This window comes from Cyclonatronum proteinivorum, from assembly GCF_003353065.1.
Taxonomy (GTDB): domain Bacteria; phylum Bacteroidota; class Rhodothermia; order Balneolales; family Cyclonatronaceae; genus Cyclonatronum; species Cyclonatronum proteinivorum.
Genome location: NZ_CP027806.1, coordinates 3,475,380 through 3,489,762 on the forward strand (window position 1 = coordinate 3,475,380; position 14,383 = coordinate 3,489,762).

Below are 14,383 nucleotides of genomic sequence, written 5' to 3' on the forward strand. Positions count from 1 at the left end.
GAAAGACCGTGATGTGCAGGGAGTTTCCCCCAAAAAATAAAAAAGATTGGTATGGCTATGCAGCGGGTTCAGGCTGACGTCCTTTATTACGGCCCGCTGTCGGGCTATGAAAGGGTTTGGGGGAGAACCGGCACATGAGCTGCAAAATAAAAAAGGATACAAGCACGGGGCCTGTATCCTTTTAAAAGTGGCGGGTTTTGCGGGAAGGGTTTAGTCTTCCTTAACGACCCAGAATTTAAGGGTTGCCTTAACTTCGGTGTGAAGATCGATGGTAGCCGTGAACTCGCCGAGGTTTTTGACATCGGTATCGATTGTGATTTTACGACGGTCGATGTTGAAGCCTTTATCGGTGAGGGCGTCGCCCAGCATTTGGTTGGTGACCGTACCGAAGATTTTTCCGTCTTCGCCAGCGGTTACCGAAATGGTGAGGGATGTTTCAGAGATCTGACGTGCGACTTCTTCGGCCTGAGCCTTGGTTGCGTCGGCTTTGCGGGCTTTCTGACGGGCTTCTTCCTGCACAGCGCGTACGGCACCGGGCGTTGCAAGCACAGCATAACCCTGCGGAACGAGATAATTGCGGCCGTAGCCATCTTTAACCGTTACGATCTCACCGGCTGCACCTAATTTCTCTACATCTTGTTTCAGAATCAGTTTCATGGTACGATAGTTTTTCGGTTAAGATTATCGGAGGTTTTCAGCTACAAACGGCATGAGGGCCATTTGGCGGGCGCGTTTGATGGCGCGGGAAAGCTGACGCTGAAACTTAGCACTTGTGCCGGTAACGCGGCGGGGCAGAATTTTGCCCTGATCGTTTACGAAGCGCTCAAGCAATGCGATATCTTTGTAGTCGATGTACTCAATACCTGACTTGGTAAACTTGCACTCTTTGGTGCGAAGATTTCCTTTTTTGGGGTGTTGCGGGTTTTTAAGCATGAATCCTGTCGGTTTATGATGATGAATAATGTGGGCTTAGTCGTCAGAACCGCCTTCGGTTTCTTCTTCAACTTCCGGGAATACTTCCGGAACAGCGCCTTTTTTCTGAAGCTCTCTGTGACGCTTCATTTTATTATCATACTTGACCGTCATGAACCGCATGATGTTATCATCAATGCGCTCGGTGCGCTCAAGCTTTTCAATAAACTCACCAGCTGCGGTGAAGTACAGGTTCACGTAGTATCCGCTGCGCTTGCCGTCGATTTCGTAGGCGAGGCGCTGAATACCCCATTCGTTGATTTCGTCGATTTCGCAGCCGTTTTCCTTAAGCATATCTACATACTTGGCAACGGTTGCTTTGATTTCTTCATCGTCAATTACAGCATTTACGATGAAGAGGTGCTCATAATAATTTGTCTTCATGATTACCTTCGGGTGTTTATAAAAAAACAGCCGCAGGACTTTCCCGCGGCAGGCAGATTTGTAATATACGCACTTATGGATTGAAATTCCATAAGTGCGTTTTATTTAGGTAAATTTCAGGGCGCTGTTGCCGTGAGCATGCTGTCGGAGAAATAGCCGAAAATCATTTCGGTTACGCCCCCGGGCACTACGCCGAAATAAAGGGTGAGGAAAGCGAGGAAAACGAGGGAGTAAGAATACACTTTCTTGGGCTCCATCAGCGTGACGCTGTCCTTGCCTTCGCGGAAGTACAGGTAGACCATGACGCGAAGGTAGTAGTACGCGCTTGCGGCACTTGCAAGAACGCCGACAACGACAAGCGAGATCAGGCCTGCGTCAACACCGGCGGCAAATACGAGGTACTTGGCATTAAATCCGGCCGAAATCGGGATACCGGCAAGAGAGAACAGAAATATACTGAGGAGTACACCCATTATTGGACGCTGATAACCAAGTCCGGCATAGCTTTCCACATTGTTGAAGTGGACGTCGTGGTTTTTCTCGTAGTAGGCTACAACACCAAAGGCACCCACATTCATGAAAGTATAGGCGAGGAGGTAGAACAGTACAGCGCTGTATCCGGCAACAGAGCCTGCGGCAAGTCCAACAAAGAGGTAGCCGACATGCGCGATACTTGAATAGGCAAGCATGCGCTTCACGTTGTCCTGTACCATCGCTACCGCGTTACCAAGAATCATGGTGAGGAGCGCGATGATACTGAAGGTAGCTGTGAGGTCGTGCGCGATAAACGGCATGGCACGATCGAGAATCAGCACAAGCGCAACGAAGGACGCTGTTTTGCCGGCGGTAGACATGTAGGCCGTGATGGTTGTCGGGGAGCCGGTGTACACGTCGGGCGTCCACATGTGGAAGGGTACAGCAGAGACTTTAAACATGAATGCTACTAGCAGCATGGCAACCCCGCCCCAGTAGATAAGTCCGCCGTCGGTGTACGCACCAATGACGGGCAGTGAAGTTGAGCCGGTGGCACCGTAGAGCAGGGTAATTCCGTAGAGGAAAAAGCCTGTTGAAAAAGCACCCATCACAAAATATTTGAGGGCCGATTCAACGCCGAGGCGCTTATCGCGGATGATGCCTGCGAGGGCATACAAGCAAATCGACATGGTTTCCAGCCCTACAAAAACAGTCACAAGGTCGTTGGCTGTCGCGAGGACAATCATCCCGAAAGTACAGAACATCAGCAGGGGATAAACCTGCGGAAAGTTGTGCTTTACGCCAATCAGGTAGTCATGCGTCAGAATGACGGTAAAGAAGGTTCCGAAGACTACAATGAAGGTACCAAAGGCGGCGGTACCGCCAGCCCCTGCCATATCGCTGAAAATCAGCTCAGGGGTTTGGGTTAAAAGATCCCAGGAGGCAACAATCAGTGCGATGGCCAGAAACACCATGGTTGTGGTGTAAATGGTCCTTGAGCGGGCTTTGTAGCCGTCAAGCATCATTACCGTCAATCCCCCGATTGCTACAATGGTAGCGGGTAAAAAGAGAAGTACGTCGTTAATGATTTCCATTAATCCTTACATTTCGAGATTATCGATGCGTTTTGCGAATTCCACATCTTTTTCGGTCACCTTATTTCCGGCATCATGCGTTGTTAACCGAATCTCTACGGTGCTGTACACATTGTAGATTTCAGGGTGATGGGCGAGCTCTTCTGCGATGAATCCGATCCGGACAATAAAAGCCAGCGCATCCGGGAAGTTGGAAAATTTATAGGCAACAGTGAGCGCATCGTTTTCATACTCCCACTCTTCCAGTTCTTCAAGTGCTTGCTGAACTTGTTTTTCGGTTAGTGCTTGTGTACTCATTACTAATTGTTCTCCTGATTAAATTCAGCGTAATTGGGGGTGATGTCGTATAGCTTTTGTGCCCAGGCAGGCATTTCGGCCGGGTTAGAAGCTTCCAAAACAGCAGCACGCTTTTGCTCTGCCTGTTCGAGGAGTACATTAACCTGATGCTCCGAGAACTGCGTGAAATGCGTCGGACGAATGCCGATCCAGATGATGAAGAACATGACGGGGATCAGCAGGCCGATTTCGCGGGCATTAAGATCTACCAGCTTTTTATTCTCTTCTTTGAGCACCGGACCGAACATTACGCGCCGGAACATCCATAGCATATAAATAGCCGCGAGGATTACTCCCGTTGTTGCTACGATTGCAAACGAGATGTTTCCGATGGAGTCGGAAGTGAAGGCACCCAACAGAATCAGGAACTCACCTACGAAGCCATTCAGACCCGGCAGTCCGATACTTGCGAAAGTTGCCAGCATAAACATGACTGCGAATACCGGCATAATGCTTGTGATACCACCGAAGTCTTCAATCTGACGGGAATGGCGGCGGTCGTAAATCATCCCAACAATAAGGAACAAGGCGCCGGTTGAGAGGCCGTGATTGATCATTTGGATGATGGCACCCTGCACCCCGATGGTGTTAAGTGCAAAGAGTCCCAGAACCACAAAACCAAGGTGACTCACGGAAGAATAAGCTACGAGCTTTTTGACATCCTTCTGAACCATTGCTACAAAGGCTCCATACACAATCCCAATGACCGCGAGAAAGGCAATCGGTGCGGCAAACTCGAGCATGGCATTTGGAAAAAGCGGCAGACAGAAACGAATAAGGCCGTAGGTTCCCATTTTAAGCATGATCGCCGCCAGCACAACGGAGCCTGCTGTTGGCGCTTCGGTATGTGCGTAAGGCAGCCAGGTGTGAAAGGGGAAGAGCGGAACCTTAATGAAGAAAGCGAGGGCAAAAGCCAGGAACAGCCAGGTTTGCTCTACCAGTCCAATCTGATACTCCATACCGGAGAGAACGCGCCAGTCTGAGATAAACACGCCGTCATTTACGGCATTGCCCGCATTGTAGCCCACGTAAACGAGCGCTACAAGCATGATGAGCGAACCGACCAGCGTGTAAAGGAAGAACTTGATGGCGGCATGAATGCGACCTGCGCCGCCCCAGATACCGATCAGGAAGTACATCGGAATGAGGGTGAGCTCGAAGAAGACGTAAAAGACGACCAAATCAAGTGCGGCAAAAACGCCCAGCGACCCGGTTTGCAGAATGAGGAGCATCGCAAAGAAACCGGATACGTGCTTCTTCACAGAAGTCCATGAAGACAGCACTACGATGGGTCCGAAGAAGGTCGTGAGCATGAACAGCAGCAGGCTCAGGCCGTCGAGCCCAACGATGTACTTGATGTCGAGGCCGAAAACAAGGCTTCCGGATTCTGTCACGTACTGCGCAACGTCAGAAGCCGCTACGTCAAAGTTGAAAATCAGTGGCAGCGAAATGGCGAAGGTGAGCGAGGTAAACACCAGCGCAATCCATTTCACTAACTTATCACTTTTCGCAAACAGGATGGCAAATACACCCAGCAGCGGCAGATAGATCGTTAAATTTAATAGTGTTTCCATGAAAAAGCAGGCTTCCTAAAAGATTAACAGTCCGATGATGAGTATTACCCCTACCACAAAAGCAATTGCATAGGTGTGTACTACGCCGGTTTGTACGAACCGGAGCAGGCTTCCAAAGAACTGCACTACACCGCCAAGGGCATTCACGAAACCATCCAGGATCTTGACATCAAAAACGGCCAGTACGCGGTCTGCAAGTTTGTTGCCGGGGCGCGTAATCATGGCATCGTAAGCTTCGTCGAACTTGTACTTATCTTCCCAGGTCGTGTAGAGGGCACCGAAACGCTCACGAATGGCAGCGTCGGTTGCTTCACCGGCATCGTTGTCGTATTTCCGGTAGGCAAGAATAGTTGCACCAACAGCAACAAGGATAGCAATGGCAACCAGCGTCCATTTCACGCCATAAGGCAGAATAATGGCCGCGCGAACAGTAACACCGCTCAGCCATGCATACAACCAGTTAACCGTAGCGTCTGTGCTTGTGAAGGTCGTTACGAAAAATTCAGGAATCCCCATCAAACCGCCAAAGAGGGCAAGTGCCGCAAGCACCCAAAGCGGGGCGGTCATGTTAACCGGGCTCTCATGAAGGTATTTTGCAGCACCTTCCGCGCCTTTAATTTTGGAGGGCAGCTTAAATGTTCCGTGGAAAGTGGTAAGCGTAAGGCGGAACATGTAAAAGGCGGTGAGGAAAGCTGTGATAAGCGCGAGACCCCAAAGTGCAAAATAGACAGCACCAAATTCGCCCAGACCTGCATTAAACAGGTAAGCAAGAATTTCATCTTTTGAGAAGAATCCGGAGAAAATCGGAATACCGGCAATCGCAAAAGTCGAAATCAGGAAGGTTTTGTAGGTGGAAGGCATGTATTCCTTCAATCCCCCCATATAGCGCATATCCTGCGGATCGAAATGGACATCTTTGCCTTCGTGCTCAAGTTCGTGCTCTACATGGTGCATGGCGTGAATCACTGAACCTGAACCGAGGAATAAGCAAGCTTTGAAAAAGGCGTGCGTAACAACGTGGAACATGGCTGCAACAAATCCGCCCGAACCCAGCGCCAGAAACATAAACCCGAGTTGCGAGACCGTAGAATAGGCGAGCACCTTTTTAATATCGTATTGGGTAAGGGCAATGGTAGCCGCAATAACGGCGGTGAGCCCCCCGATTACCGCGACAAGCAGCATGGCTTCCGGTGAAGCCATGTACAGACCGGAGAAACGGGTAATAAGGTAAATACCGGAGGTAACCATCGTAGCCGCGTGAATGAGCGCTGATACAGGTGTGGGACCCGCCATAGCGTCCGGCAGCCAAACGAACAGGGGTATCTGAGCGCTTTTACCGGTAGCACCGATGAACATCAGCACGGCTACCCAGAAAGCGATGTCGCCGGTGAAGAGGTGCAGGTTGCTGAAGATGACGTCGAAATCAAGGCTGCCTACCGTACGGAACACCAGGAACATGGCAACGAGAAAAGCAAAATCCCCTACCCTGTTATAGATGAAGGCTTTGTTTGCTGCGGTAGCCTTCTCCATATCTTTATACCAGAACCCGATAAGCAGGTACGAACAAACACCTACGCCTTCCCAGCCAAGGAACAACAGGAGCAGGTTGTTTGCCATTACCAGGTTTAGCATGGCAAAGATGAACAGGTTGAGATATGCGAAGAATTTGTAGTAGCCTTCGTCAGAGTGCATATACCCCATGGAATAAATGTGGATCAGGGTACCAACACCTGTAACCACAAGCGCCATCAGTATGGAAAGCTGATCGACGCGATATGCAATATCTGAGGTGAAGCTGCCGGCTTCAATCCATGTGAAGAGCCGAACTACAACGGGTTCGGAACCGGCATTCATTTCTAAGAATATCTGGAAGGCGATGAGGAACGGCACGAAAACCGATATGGTGGCAAGCCAACCAATAACGCTTTTCTGTTTTCGATACCCCTCAGAGCTTAGTCCGAGCAATCCGTTGATCAGGAAGCCGATCAGCGGTATTACTATAATTAGCCAGACAAAATCAGCCATTGGATTTATTTAGTAAGTGGTTGTCTGTATTGTAAGCTTTCATAAAATTCATTTTGGATAGCCCCTAGTATCCTGTTTTATTTTGCTATTTGCACCCGTTTGGTCTGTTGCAGATCGCCCGGGATCACAAATGGGAAAGCAAAAAAAATCCGCGGGTAAGATCTGACCGGATCAGATTACCAGCGGAGAAGATTGATTTTGCTGATATCGGCAGTGATATTATTCCGATAAATGGCAATAACAATGGCAAGCCCTACACATGCTTCAGCAGCTGCAACGCAAAGCACAAAAAATACCAGAATCATACCATGGACATCGCCCATGGAAGCGCTAAAGGCTACAAGGGAGATATTGACCGCGCTAAGCATGAGCTCAACACACATAAACACGACAATAGCATTCTTACGAATAAGAACACCCAATACCCCGATAACAAAAAGTACGGCGCTAACGCCGAGATATAGTTCCAGACCTATCATTCGATTTCGTCCTCAACGTTAACGTTTTTCTGCGCGAGCAGCATTGCACCAACTACAGCGGCGGTTAGAAGGATAGCCGTAGCTTCGAAGGGAAGCAGGAAGGTTGTAAACATTTCATCGCCAATCGCCTCAACCGTACCGATCGCCATCAGCTCCTGATGAGAAAAGTCCGGGAAAGCCCCGATGTAATTACCGACAATAAACAGTAACTGGGCAAGCACAACTACTGTGACCAATACGGCAAATATCTGTTTAAAGTCGACTTTGGTGATGATCTGTTCATCTTCATCCATGTTCAATACCATGATAACGAAGAGAAAAAGCACCATGATTGCCCCTGCATATACAAGAATCTGTATAACGGCCAGAAACTGCGCGTTCAGCGACAAATAGAAACCTGACACAGATAGCATGTGAAGAATCAGAAACAAGGCGCTGTTTACAGTGTTTTTGCTGAGAACCATTGCAAGGGCAGTACCCACTGCGAATGTGGCAACAAATACAAAAAAGAAGGTTTCCATGTAATAATGTATTCCGTGAATTTTCGAGCGTAAAGGTACCCAAATTTCATTCGGGCTTCAACTCAATTCTGATTATTGTCGTTTGTACGCCAATATCCTACCTTTGGAATGAAAGCCGAAACCTGAGAAGAACATCATAAAAATCAGTTTTTTATCAGCTTAGGCCTTTACATTCACTACTACCCAGCGGATTTATTAATCTCATTAACCCCCTGAACAGCAATTTGTTGATAGTCAGCTAAAATAAAAAAAAGCCTTTCAATAATCACCCTCAATTCGAATCTATTCTCAACAATGTCACAAAAAACAGCCGATATTCAGGAACTCAACAAACGAATAGCCCAAAGCAGCGCATTTATCGAGGCCATCAGAAGTGAAATGGCCAAAATTGTAATTGGTCAGCATTACATGATCGACCGCCTGCTTATTGGTCTTCTCTGCAACGGCCATGTTTTGCTTGAAGGCGTACCGGGCCTTGCGAAGACCCTTACGGTATCATCGCTTGCAAAAGTAATTGACACCAAGTTCCAGCGGATTCAGTTTACCCCGGATCTACTGCCGGCTGACCTCGTAGGCACCCTCATTTATAATCAAAAGCTGGGTGATTTTACGGTTAAGAAAGGCCCCGTTTTTGCCAATATCATTCTGGCCGATGAAATCAACCGATCCCCCGCCAAAGTGCAGAGCGCTCTGCTTGAGTGCATGCAGGAAAGACAAGTCACCATTGGGGAAGAGACTTTTTTCCTTGACGAACCCTTTTTGGTACTTGCAACACAAAACCCGGTTGAACAGGAAGGAACTTATCCGCTTCCGGAAGCACAGGTTGATCGTTTTATGATGAAACTTAAAGTGGGATATCCTACTGAACAGGAAGAAATGGAAATCATGCGCCGGATGTCAGGAATTCAAAAAGCTGTTGAACTTGAACACGTGATAACTTCTGACAAAATTCTTGAAGCACGGCAAACAGTAAACGACATCTATATAGATGAAAAAGTTGAGCAATATATAATTAACCTGATATTTGCTACACGTAACCCTGTGAAGTATGGTATTCGGGAACTTGAACATATGCTCAATTTCGGTGCATCACCCCGTGCATCCATCAACCTTAATCAGGCAGCCAAAGCCTATGCTTTTCTTCAGCACCGCGGATACGTAACACCAGATGATGTACGCGCTGTGCTGATGGATGTGCTACGTCACAGAATAATTCTAAGCTATGAAGCTGAGGCAGAAGACATGACTACAGAAGATGTTATCAAAAAACTTCTCAACAAGATTCAGGTACCATAACAAAAAACTATTGGCATGTAATTGGATTTTCTTATGAAATAATTTATTTTTAGGAAGTTTCCTTGGACTTAAAATAAAATCACTATGAAAATCAAAGTTATACCTCGTTCGAACGTTCGCACCAGTAAAAAAAGCTCTTCTAAATTCAGACCCCTTATTGAAGCATTAGAAAGCCTTCAGCCTGGTGGTGACGCAATTGAGGTAACCTACACAAATGACAAAGAACTCAATTCGATGAGAAACGTTGTATATACTTTTAACCGTGAGAACGGACAAAAGGTCAAAAGTGGCAAAGATGCGCTTAACAGCAAAATTTATTTCTTCAAGGATAAATAAAGCTGTCAGGCTTAATACATCCGCAAAAGATCCTGAAAGCATTACACATTTACAGGACAAGGTGTTTATCAAATAAAAAAGGCCATCATACGATGGCCTTTTTTATTTCATTGCATAAACAGCTGCTCAGCTCATTTCAAGCATACGGTCAAGAGAGCGCTTGGCTTTTACCCTGATCTCTTCATCGAGCTCGATCTGATACTTGTCTTCACGCAGACAAGTAAGGGTGTCTTCAAGGGTGATTTCATTCATGTGCGGACAGCGAACACTGCAGAGTCCCAGCATTTCTTTCTCCGGATTCTCAGCCTGAATGTTGTCGCTCATGCTGCATTCCGTAAGGAGGAGAAACCTTTTGGCCTTGGAGGCTGCGACAAAATCTACCATCGCAGTTGTAGATCCGCTGTAATCAGACGCTTCAACAACTTCCGGCGGACATTCAGGGTGCGCCATCACGACGGTATCCGGAAACTGCGCACGAACAGATTCGATATCAGCAACCGTGAACTTTTCGTGCACTTCACATTTACCATCCCAAACAATCATGCTGTCTTTTGATGCGCGGCCTGCCATAGCGTCAGACGGCATTATAACTTTCTTGCCGGTTTCACGTGCTACGTTTTTGGCCAAAAACTCATCCGGCAGGCAAATAACAAGATCAGATTCGAGCTGATTCACGATGTGTACAGCGTTAGCGGAAGTGCAGCATATATCTGTCTCCGCCTTAACATCGGCATAGGTATTGATGTAAGTTACTACCGGTACGCCGGGATATTTGGCTTTCAGCCGCCTGACATCATCAGCTGTAATACTCGAAGCAAGTGAACAGCCGGCAACTTTCGCAGGCAGCAAGACCATTCGGGTTGGATTGAGAATCTTTGCCGTCTCAGCCATAAAGCGAACGCCGCAAAAGACAATGCGGTCTGCATCCGACTCAGCCGCAATCCGGCTCAGCCCCAGCGAATCCCCGACGTGATCGGGAATACTGTGATAAAGGGCCGGTTCCATGTAGTTGTGGCCTAAAATAACCGCGTTCTTCTCTTTTTTTATGCGGTTAATTTCATAAGCGATTTCAGCTTTAACATAGAGTTCGGCTTCCGGAACCATATCACGGAGCCGCTCTTTCATAAGCTGAAAAGTTTCCTGTACACTGCCTGCCTGTTGAATTGACGACATAACTGTTTTAGAATGTATTTAATGAGGGGTGCCCAAAATTAGTAATCACCATTGCTGTGAAGCTACTGCTGCGTTTGATTACACAGCATGATTATGTGAGCTTTATGCATTCGGGCTTAAATAAACATCATCATCTGACTTTGCATTTCGCTGTTACACAGCTTTTGCCAATGGCTGATCGCTCGCTGAAAAACAGAGACATAGCAAAAAAAGAGGAACCCCATAAAAAGGAGTTCCTCTGATTTTTCCTTTATTCGCAGTATTGGCTGCAAATCAACCTGACGGAATCAGTTTACTTTTGATCCTGATTTTCGTCATCGAGCCGCTTTTTCAGCTCAGCAAGGCCTGACATCTCACCAAGGGTGAGCGCGCCGGTAGGCTGCTCGCCTGCTTCTTTCTTTTTCTGCAGCTTTTTCATTTCCTTCTCTGCTTCCTTACGTGCTGATTCCTTCTGGCTGAGCGTAATATTACGGCTCTGCTCATCGAACTCAATAATCGCAAGGGTAACAGTCGTATCAGGTTTGAAGTTGTTGCGCATCTCATTTGGCTCTTCTACTTCACGCTGTGGCAGGAAGCCTTCGAGCTTGTTGGGAAGACGCACAAAAGCACCTTTATCGGTAAGGCGGGTAACAACGCCTTCAACTTCAGAGCCTAACTGATATTCGCTGGCAAAGTTAACCCATGGGTTTTCCATGATTTGCTTATGGCCAAGAGAAATACGGCGGTTTTCAAAATCTACAGCAAGAATGCTTACTTCGATTTCTTCACCCTTGTTTACAAGTTCACTCGGGTGATTCACCTTATCCGTCCAGCTGAGGTCAGAGATGTGAACCAGACCGTCGATACCCGGCTCAAGCTCAACAAATACGCCGAAGTTGGTGAGGTTGCGCACAACACCTTTGTGGCGGGAGTTGATCGGATAGCGCTCCGTAATTTCTTTCCAGGGATCATTTTCAAGCTGTTTCACGCCGAGAGAAACCTTGCGCTCATCAACATTGATATTCAGAATCACGCATTCGATAACCTGATTTTTCTCAACCAGCTGAGATGGGTGCTTGATGTGCTGTGTCCATGACATCTCTGAGATGTGAACCAGACCTTCAACGCCTTTCTCGAGCTCAATAAAGGCACCGTAATCGGCAATAGAAACAACCTTACCCTGTACCTTTGTACCTTCGGGATATTTCTGATTGATTTCGTCCCACGGATGGGGCTGAAGCTGCTTGAGACCAAGTGAAATACGCTTGCGCTCTTCGTCAAACTCAAGCACAACTACGTTCAGGCGCTGATCAAGCTTGCAGATTTCAGACGGATGTTCTACGCGGCCCCAGCTGAGGTCGGTGATGTGAAGGAGACCGTCAACGCCGCCGAGATCGATAAATACACCGAAGTCAGTGATGTTCTTAACGATACCTTCCAGAATCTGACCAGCCTGCATGCTTGCAAGAATCTCCTGACGCTGATCTTCCAGATCGGTTTCAACAAGCGCGCGGTGGGAAACGACAACATTCTCGCTGCTCATGTTGAGCTTAACTACGAGGAACTCCATGTTGCGGCCAACATAGGCGTCGAAGTCACGAACCGGACGTACGTCAATCTGTGAACCCGGCAGGAATGCGTCAATGCCGAAGACGTCAACAACCATACCGCCTTTAATGCGACGCTTGATGTGACCTTCAACGACTTCCTGACTTTCGTGAACCTGCTCAATTTTTTGCCATACGCGCAAGGTGTTTGCTTTGCGACGGGACAAGACAAGCTGACCTTCGCGGTCTTCTACCCTATCGAGGAAAACTTCAATTTCGTCGCCGGGCTTGACTTCTTCAATATTCTTAAATTCATTTACCGGTACGATACCTTCTGATTTAAAGCCGATATCAACGATTACGTATTTCTCATCAATGGAAACAATACGACCGGAAACTATTTCTTTCTCTGTGATGGAAGTGAGCGTACCTTCGTACATGCTCACCATCTTGCTGTACTCATCATCTGAGTAATCTTCAGAGGCTTCTTCGAGCTCGTCGAGGGTGTAAACTTTTTCGCTCTTTTGGCCTGTAAAAGTCTTTATTTCGCGCACAGGTTTTTCAGGAGCCTTCTCTTCAGCTACAACCGGTTCAGCAACTTCCGCTTCAACAGCTTCAGTGGTTTCAACGGCTTCATTTTCAGTAGCTTCAGCTTGGGTTACTTCGGCTTCTGCAGGCTGTGCCTGATTTTCGGCAGCGTTTTCAGTTTCTTCCTGAGTTTTGTTGGTTAACTCATCCGACATGTATGAATATTCCTATTATTTGCAAGCCACAGGATGTTTGGCTTATGCCTAACAACCCGGGATTAGAGTGATAATTATAATTATGTGAAAACATCCGTTCCGAAACAGAAAGTCCGGTTTTTGGATGGCCTTAAATATAGCATTTTAAATGCAAAATCAGGAATGGAATTCGGAGCGGGTTTGCCAATCCTGTATTTTTGCGCAGAAACGACCTTAAATCGCCTTATTAGCGATTAATGATATATACCAGTATTACCTTTTAGTCCGGGCAGACTGCGATTCAGGATAACTTTTGCTGAATCTCCGAACTGATTCGGCTGACCTGTTCGGCAAATGAAAGCTGCGTTGTATCAATTTCAATTGCGCCTTCAGGTTTTGTGAGCGGCGCAATAGCCCTTTCGGAGTCGGTAGCATCGCGTGCTGCCAGATTATCTTTGATCTCCTGCAAAGAAGCCGGAATGCCTTTTTTCTCCATTTCCGCAAACCGCCGCTTTGCGCGTTCATCAAGATCAGCCACCATATATATTTTGAGCAAGGCATCCGGAAACACAACGGATCCGAGATCGCGGCCGTCAGCTACAAAGTTGTGCTTTTGAACAATGCGCCGCATTTCGGCATTAACTTTATCCCGTACGGCCTGCAGGGTTGAAACCGTGCTCACATGCTCCGAAATCCGCTGCTCCCGAATGCTGTCACCCACCTTCTCCCCATTGAGCAAGGGTTCTGTGCCATGCTTATCAACGCTTAGCGTAATGTCGTGTACATCAACAACTTCTTCAAACAGCGCCAAATCCATCCCGCCCATCACATATAAAAGCGTCCAGGTCCGGTACAAGGCGCCCGAATCAAGATAGTGCCAGCCAACCTGCTCGGCTACTTTTTTTGCTGTTGAGCTTTTACCCGACCCTGCCGGACCATCTATCGTTACTATCATGCGCTTTTAAAATTCGGTTGAATGATGAAGAGTGTTGTTTACAGCAAAAGGAGCACGCAGGAATCCGCAAATTTCTTCCTTAAATGCATTGCGCCAAAGCATGCCTTACGCTTTGCTCAAATATATTGATATACAGAGAAAATATCTTTATTTTGCGCGACTATGCAAAAGCCGTAATCCGGTCCAATAATTTGCCGGTGACTCAGGCTTTCAAAAACTCAATTCAAACCGGAATTTATTCCCTTCTGACAAAATCACATGCCACAGCATAAGTCTTCCATCAAACGCGTCCGTCAGGACAAGAAAAAACGCATTCACAACCGCGCCCTACGCTCCAAAATGCGTACCCTGTACAAAAAAGTTTTTCTGACTGAAGACCCGGAAAAAGCCGAAGCTGCCTTAAAAGAAGCCGTTTCTTACATCGACCGCATGGCTGTTAAAGGTATCCTGCACAAAAACAACGCAGCAAATAAAAAGTCGAACATCGTACGCTACGTAAACGCTCTTTCAAAATAA

The 14,383-nt window shown here is 47.2% G+C and carries 15 protein-coding genes; 3 read left to right on the top strand and 12 right to left on the bottom strand.

Features of this window, described 5'->3' with window-relative positions:
• Window positions 1-210: 210 nt before the first annotated feature.
• From rplI to CYPRO_RS13230, 9 genes are all read right to left on the bottom strand, one after another.
• Window positions 211-657, bottom strand: a complete 447-nt coding sequence (gene rplI / locus CYPRO_RS13190) for a 50S ribosomal protein L9 (RefSeq protein WP_114985059.1) — start codon at window positions 655-657, stop codon at window positions 211-213.
• 24 nt (window positions 658-681) lie between these two features.
• Complete coding sequence (rpsR, locus tag CYPRO_RS13195; RefSeq protein WP_114985060.1) at window positions 682-933, bottom strand: 30S ribosomal protein S18; 252 nt, start codon at window positions 931-933, stop codon at window positions 682-684.
• Window positions 934-969: 36 nt separating this feature from the next.
• Window positions 970-1,356, bottom strand: a complete 387-nt coding sequence (gene rpsF, locus CYPRO_RS13200; RefSeq protein WP_114985061.1) for a 30S ribosomal protein S6 — start codon at window positions 1,354-1,356, stop codon at window positions 970-972.
• A gap of 116 nt (window positions 1,357-1,472) precedes the next feature.
• Entirely contained in the window at window positions 1,473-2,924 is a 1,452-nt protein-coding gene (locus CYPRO_RS13205) for an NADH-quinone oxidoreductase subunit N (RefSeq protein ID WP_114985062.1), read from the bottom strand.
• Window positions 2,925-2,930: 6 nt separating this feature from the next.
• Window positions 2,931-3,221, bottom strand: a complete 291-nt coding sequence (locus CYPRO_RS13210) for a 4a-hydroxytetrahydrobiopterin dehydratase (protein WP_114985063.1) — start codon at window positions 3,219-3,221, stop codon at window positions 2,931-2,933.
• A gap of 2 nt (window positions 3,222-3,223) precedes the next feature.
• Window positions 3,224-4,834 (bottom strand): complex I subunit 4 family protein, encoded by a 1,611-nt coding sequence (locus CYPRO_RS13215; protein ID WP_114985064.1) that lies wholly within the window; start codon window positions 4,832-4,834, stop codon window positions 3,224-3,226.
• A 15-nt stretch (window positions 4,835-4,849) separates the two neighbouring features.
• Window positions 4,850-6,859, bottom strand: coding sequence for an NADH-quinone oxidoreductase subunit L (nuoL, locus tag CYPRO_RS13220; protein ID WP_114985065.1), 2,010 nt, complete (start codon window positions 6,857-6,859; stop codon window positions 4,850-4,852).
• A gap of 176 nt (window positions 6,860-7,035) precedes the next feature.
• Window positions 7,036-7,338 carry an NADH-quinone oxidoreductase subunit NuoK gene (gene nuoK / locus CYPRO_RS13225; RefSeq protein ID WP_114985066.1) on the bottom strand — a complete coding sequence of 101 codons (303 nt, stop codon included), beginning with the start codon at window positions 7,336-7,338 and terminating at the stop codon, window positions 7,036-7,038.
• Entirely contained in the window at window positions 7,335-7,859 is a 525-nt protein-coding gene (locus CYPRO_RS13230; protein ID WP_114985067.1) for an NADH-quinone oxidoreductase subunit J, read from the bottom strand. Before CYPRO_RS13230 ends, nuoK begins: the two co-directional genes overlap by 4 nt.
• A gap of 294 nt (window positions 7,860-8,153) precedes the next feature.
• Between CYPRO_RS13230 and CYPRO_RS13235 the strand changes: the two genes are divergently transcribed.
• Window positions 8,154-9,155, top strand: coding sequence for an AAA family ATPase (locus CYPRO_RS13235; protein ID WP_114985068.1), 1,002 nt, complete (start codon window positions 8,154-8,156; stop codon window positions 9,153-9,155).
• Window positions 9,156-9,239: 84 nt separating this feature from the next.
• Entirely contained in the window at window positions 9,240-9,491 is a 252-nt protein-coding gene (locus CYPRO_RS13240) for a hypothetical protein (RefSeq protein ID WP_114985069.1), read from the top strand.
• A gap of 126 nt (window positions 9,492-9,617) precedes the next feature.
• Here CYPRO_RS13240 and nadA read toward each other — a convergent pair whose 3' ends face one another.
• The 3 genes from nadA to cmk form a co-directional block, all read right to left on the bottom strand.
• Window positions 9,618-10,664, bottom strand: a complete 1,047-nt coding sequence (gene nadA / locus CYPRO_RS13245; protein ID WP_114985070.1) for a quinolinate synthase NadA — start codon at window positions 10,662-10,664, stop codon at window positions 9,618-9,620.
• A 292-nt stretch (window positions 10,665-10,956) separates the two neighbouring features.
• Entirely contained in the window at window positions 10,957-12,933 is a 1,977-nt protein-coding gene (rpsA, locus tag CYPRO_RS13250; protein WP_114985071.1) for a 30S ribosomal protein S1, read from the bottom strand.
• A 280-nt stretch (window positions 12,934-13,213) separates the two neighbouring features.
• Window positions 13,214-13,867: a (d)CMP kinase gene (gene cmk / locus CYPRO_RS13255; protein ID WP_114985072.1), complete on the bottom strand. Its 654-nt coding sequence runs from the start codon at window positions 13,865-13,867 to the stop codon at window positions 13,214-13,216.
• Between the two features lie 258 nt (window positions 13,868-14,125).
• Here cmk and rpsT point away from each other — a divergent pair, with 258 nt between their 5' ends.
• Window positions 14,126-14,383 carry a 30S ribosomal protein S20 gene (gene rpsT / locus CYPRO_RS13260; RefSeq protein ID WP_114985073.1) on the top strand — a complete coding sequence of 86 codons (258 nt, stop codon included), beginning with the start codon at window positions 14,126-14,128 and terminating at the stop codon, window positions 14,381-14,383.

What these genes read in the sequence shown, in the direction of transcription:
- rplI (WP_114985059.1), bottom strand. Translation starts at nt 657, where the DNA reads ATGAAACTGATTCTGAAACAAGATGTAGAGAAATTAGGTGCAGCCGGT.
- rpsR (WP_114985060.1), bottom strand. Translation starts at nt 933, where the DNA reads ATGCTTAAAAACCCGCAACACCCCAAAAAAGGAAATCTTCGCACCAAA.
- rpsF (WP_114985061.1), bottom strand. Translation starts at nt 1,356, where the DNA reads ATGAAGACAAATTATTATGAGCACCTCTTCATCGTAAATGCTGTAATT.
- CYPRO_RS13205 (WP_114985062.1), bottom strand. Translation starts at nt 2,924, where the DNA reads ATGGAAATCATTAACGACGTACTTCTCTTTTTACCCGCTACCATTGTA.
- CYPRO_RS13210 (WP_114985063.1), bottom strand. Translation starts at nt 3,221, where the DNA reads ATGAGTACACAAGCACTAACCGAAAAACAAGTTCAGCAAGCACTTGAA.
- CYPRO_RS13215 (WP_114985064.1), bottom strand. Translation starts at nt 4,834, where the DNA reads ATGGAAACACTATTAAATTTAACGATCTATCTGCCGCTGCTGGGTGTA.
- nuoL (WP_114985065.1), bottom strand. Translation starts at nt 6,859, where the DNA reads ATGGCTGATTTTGTCTGGCTAATTATAGTAATACCGCTGATCGGCTTC.
- nuoK (WP_114985066.1), bottom strand. Translation starts at nt 7,338, where the DNA reads ATGATAGGTCTGGAACTATATCTCGGCGTTAGCGCCGTACTTTTTGTT.
- CYPRO_RS13230 (WP_114985067.1), bottom strand. Translation starts at nt 7,859, where the DNA reads ATGGAAACCTTCTTTTTTGTATTTGTTGCCACATTCGCAGTGGGTACT.
- CYPRO_RS13235 (WP_114985068.1), top strand. Translation starts at nt 8,154, where the DNA reads ATGTCACAAAAAACAGCCGATATTCAGGAACTCAACAAACGAATAGCC.
- CYPRO_RS13240 (WP_114985069.1), top strand. Translation starts at nt 9,240, where the DNA reads ATGAAAATCAAAGTTATACCTCGTTCGAACGTTCGCACCAGTAAAAAA.
- nadA (WP_114985070.1), bottom strand. Translation starts at nt 10,664, where the DNA reads ATGTCGTCAATTCAACAGGCAGGCAGTGTACAGGAAACTTTTCAGCTT.
- rpsA (WP_114985071.1), bottom strand. Translation starts at nt 12,933, where the DNA reads ATGTCGGATGAGTTAACCAACAAAACTCAGGAAGAAACTGAAAACGCT.
- cmk (WP_114985072.1), bottom strand. Translation starts at nt 13,867, where the DNA reads ATGATAGTAACGATAGATGGTCCGGCAGGGTCGGGTAAAAGCTCAACA.
- rpsT (WP_114985073.1), top strand. Translation starts at nt 14,126, where the DNA reads ATGCCACAGCATAAGTCTTCCATCAAACGCGTCCGTCAGGACAAGAAA.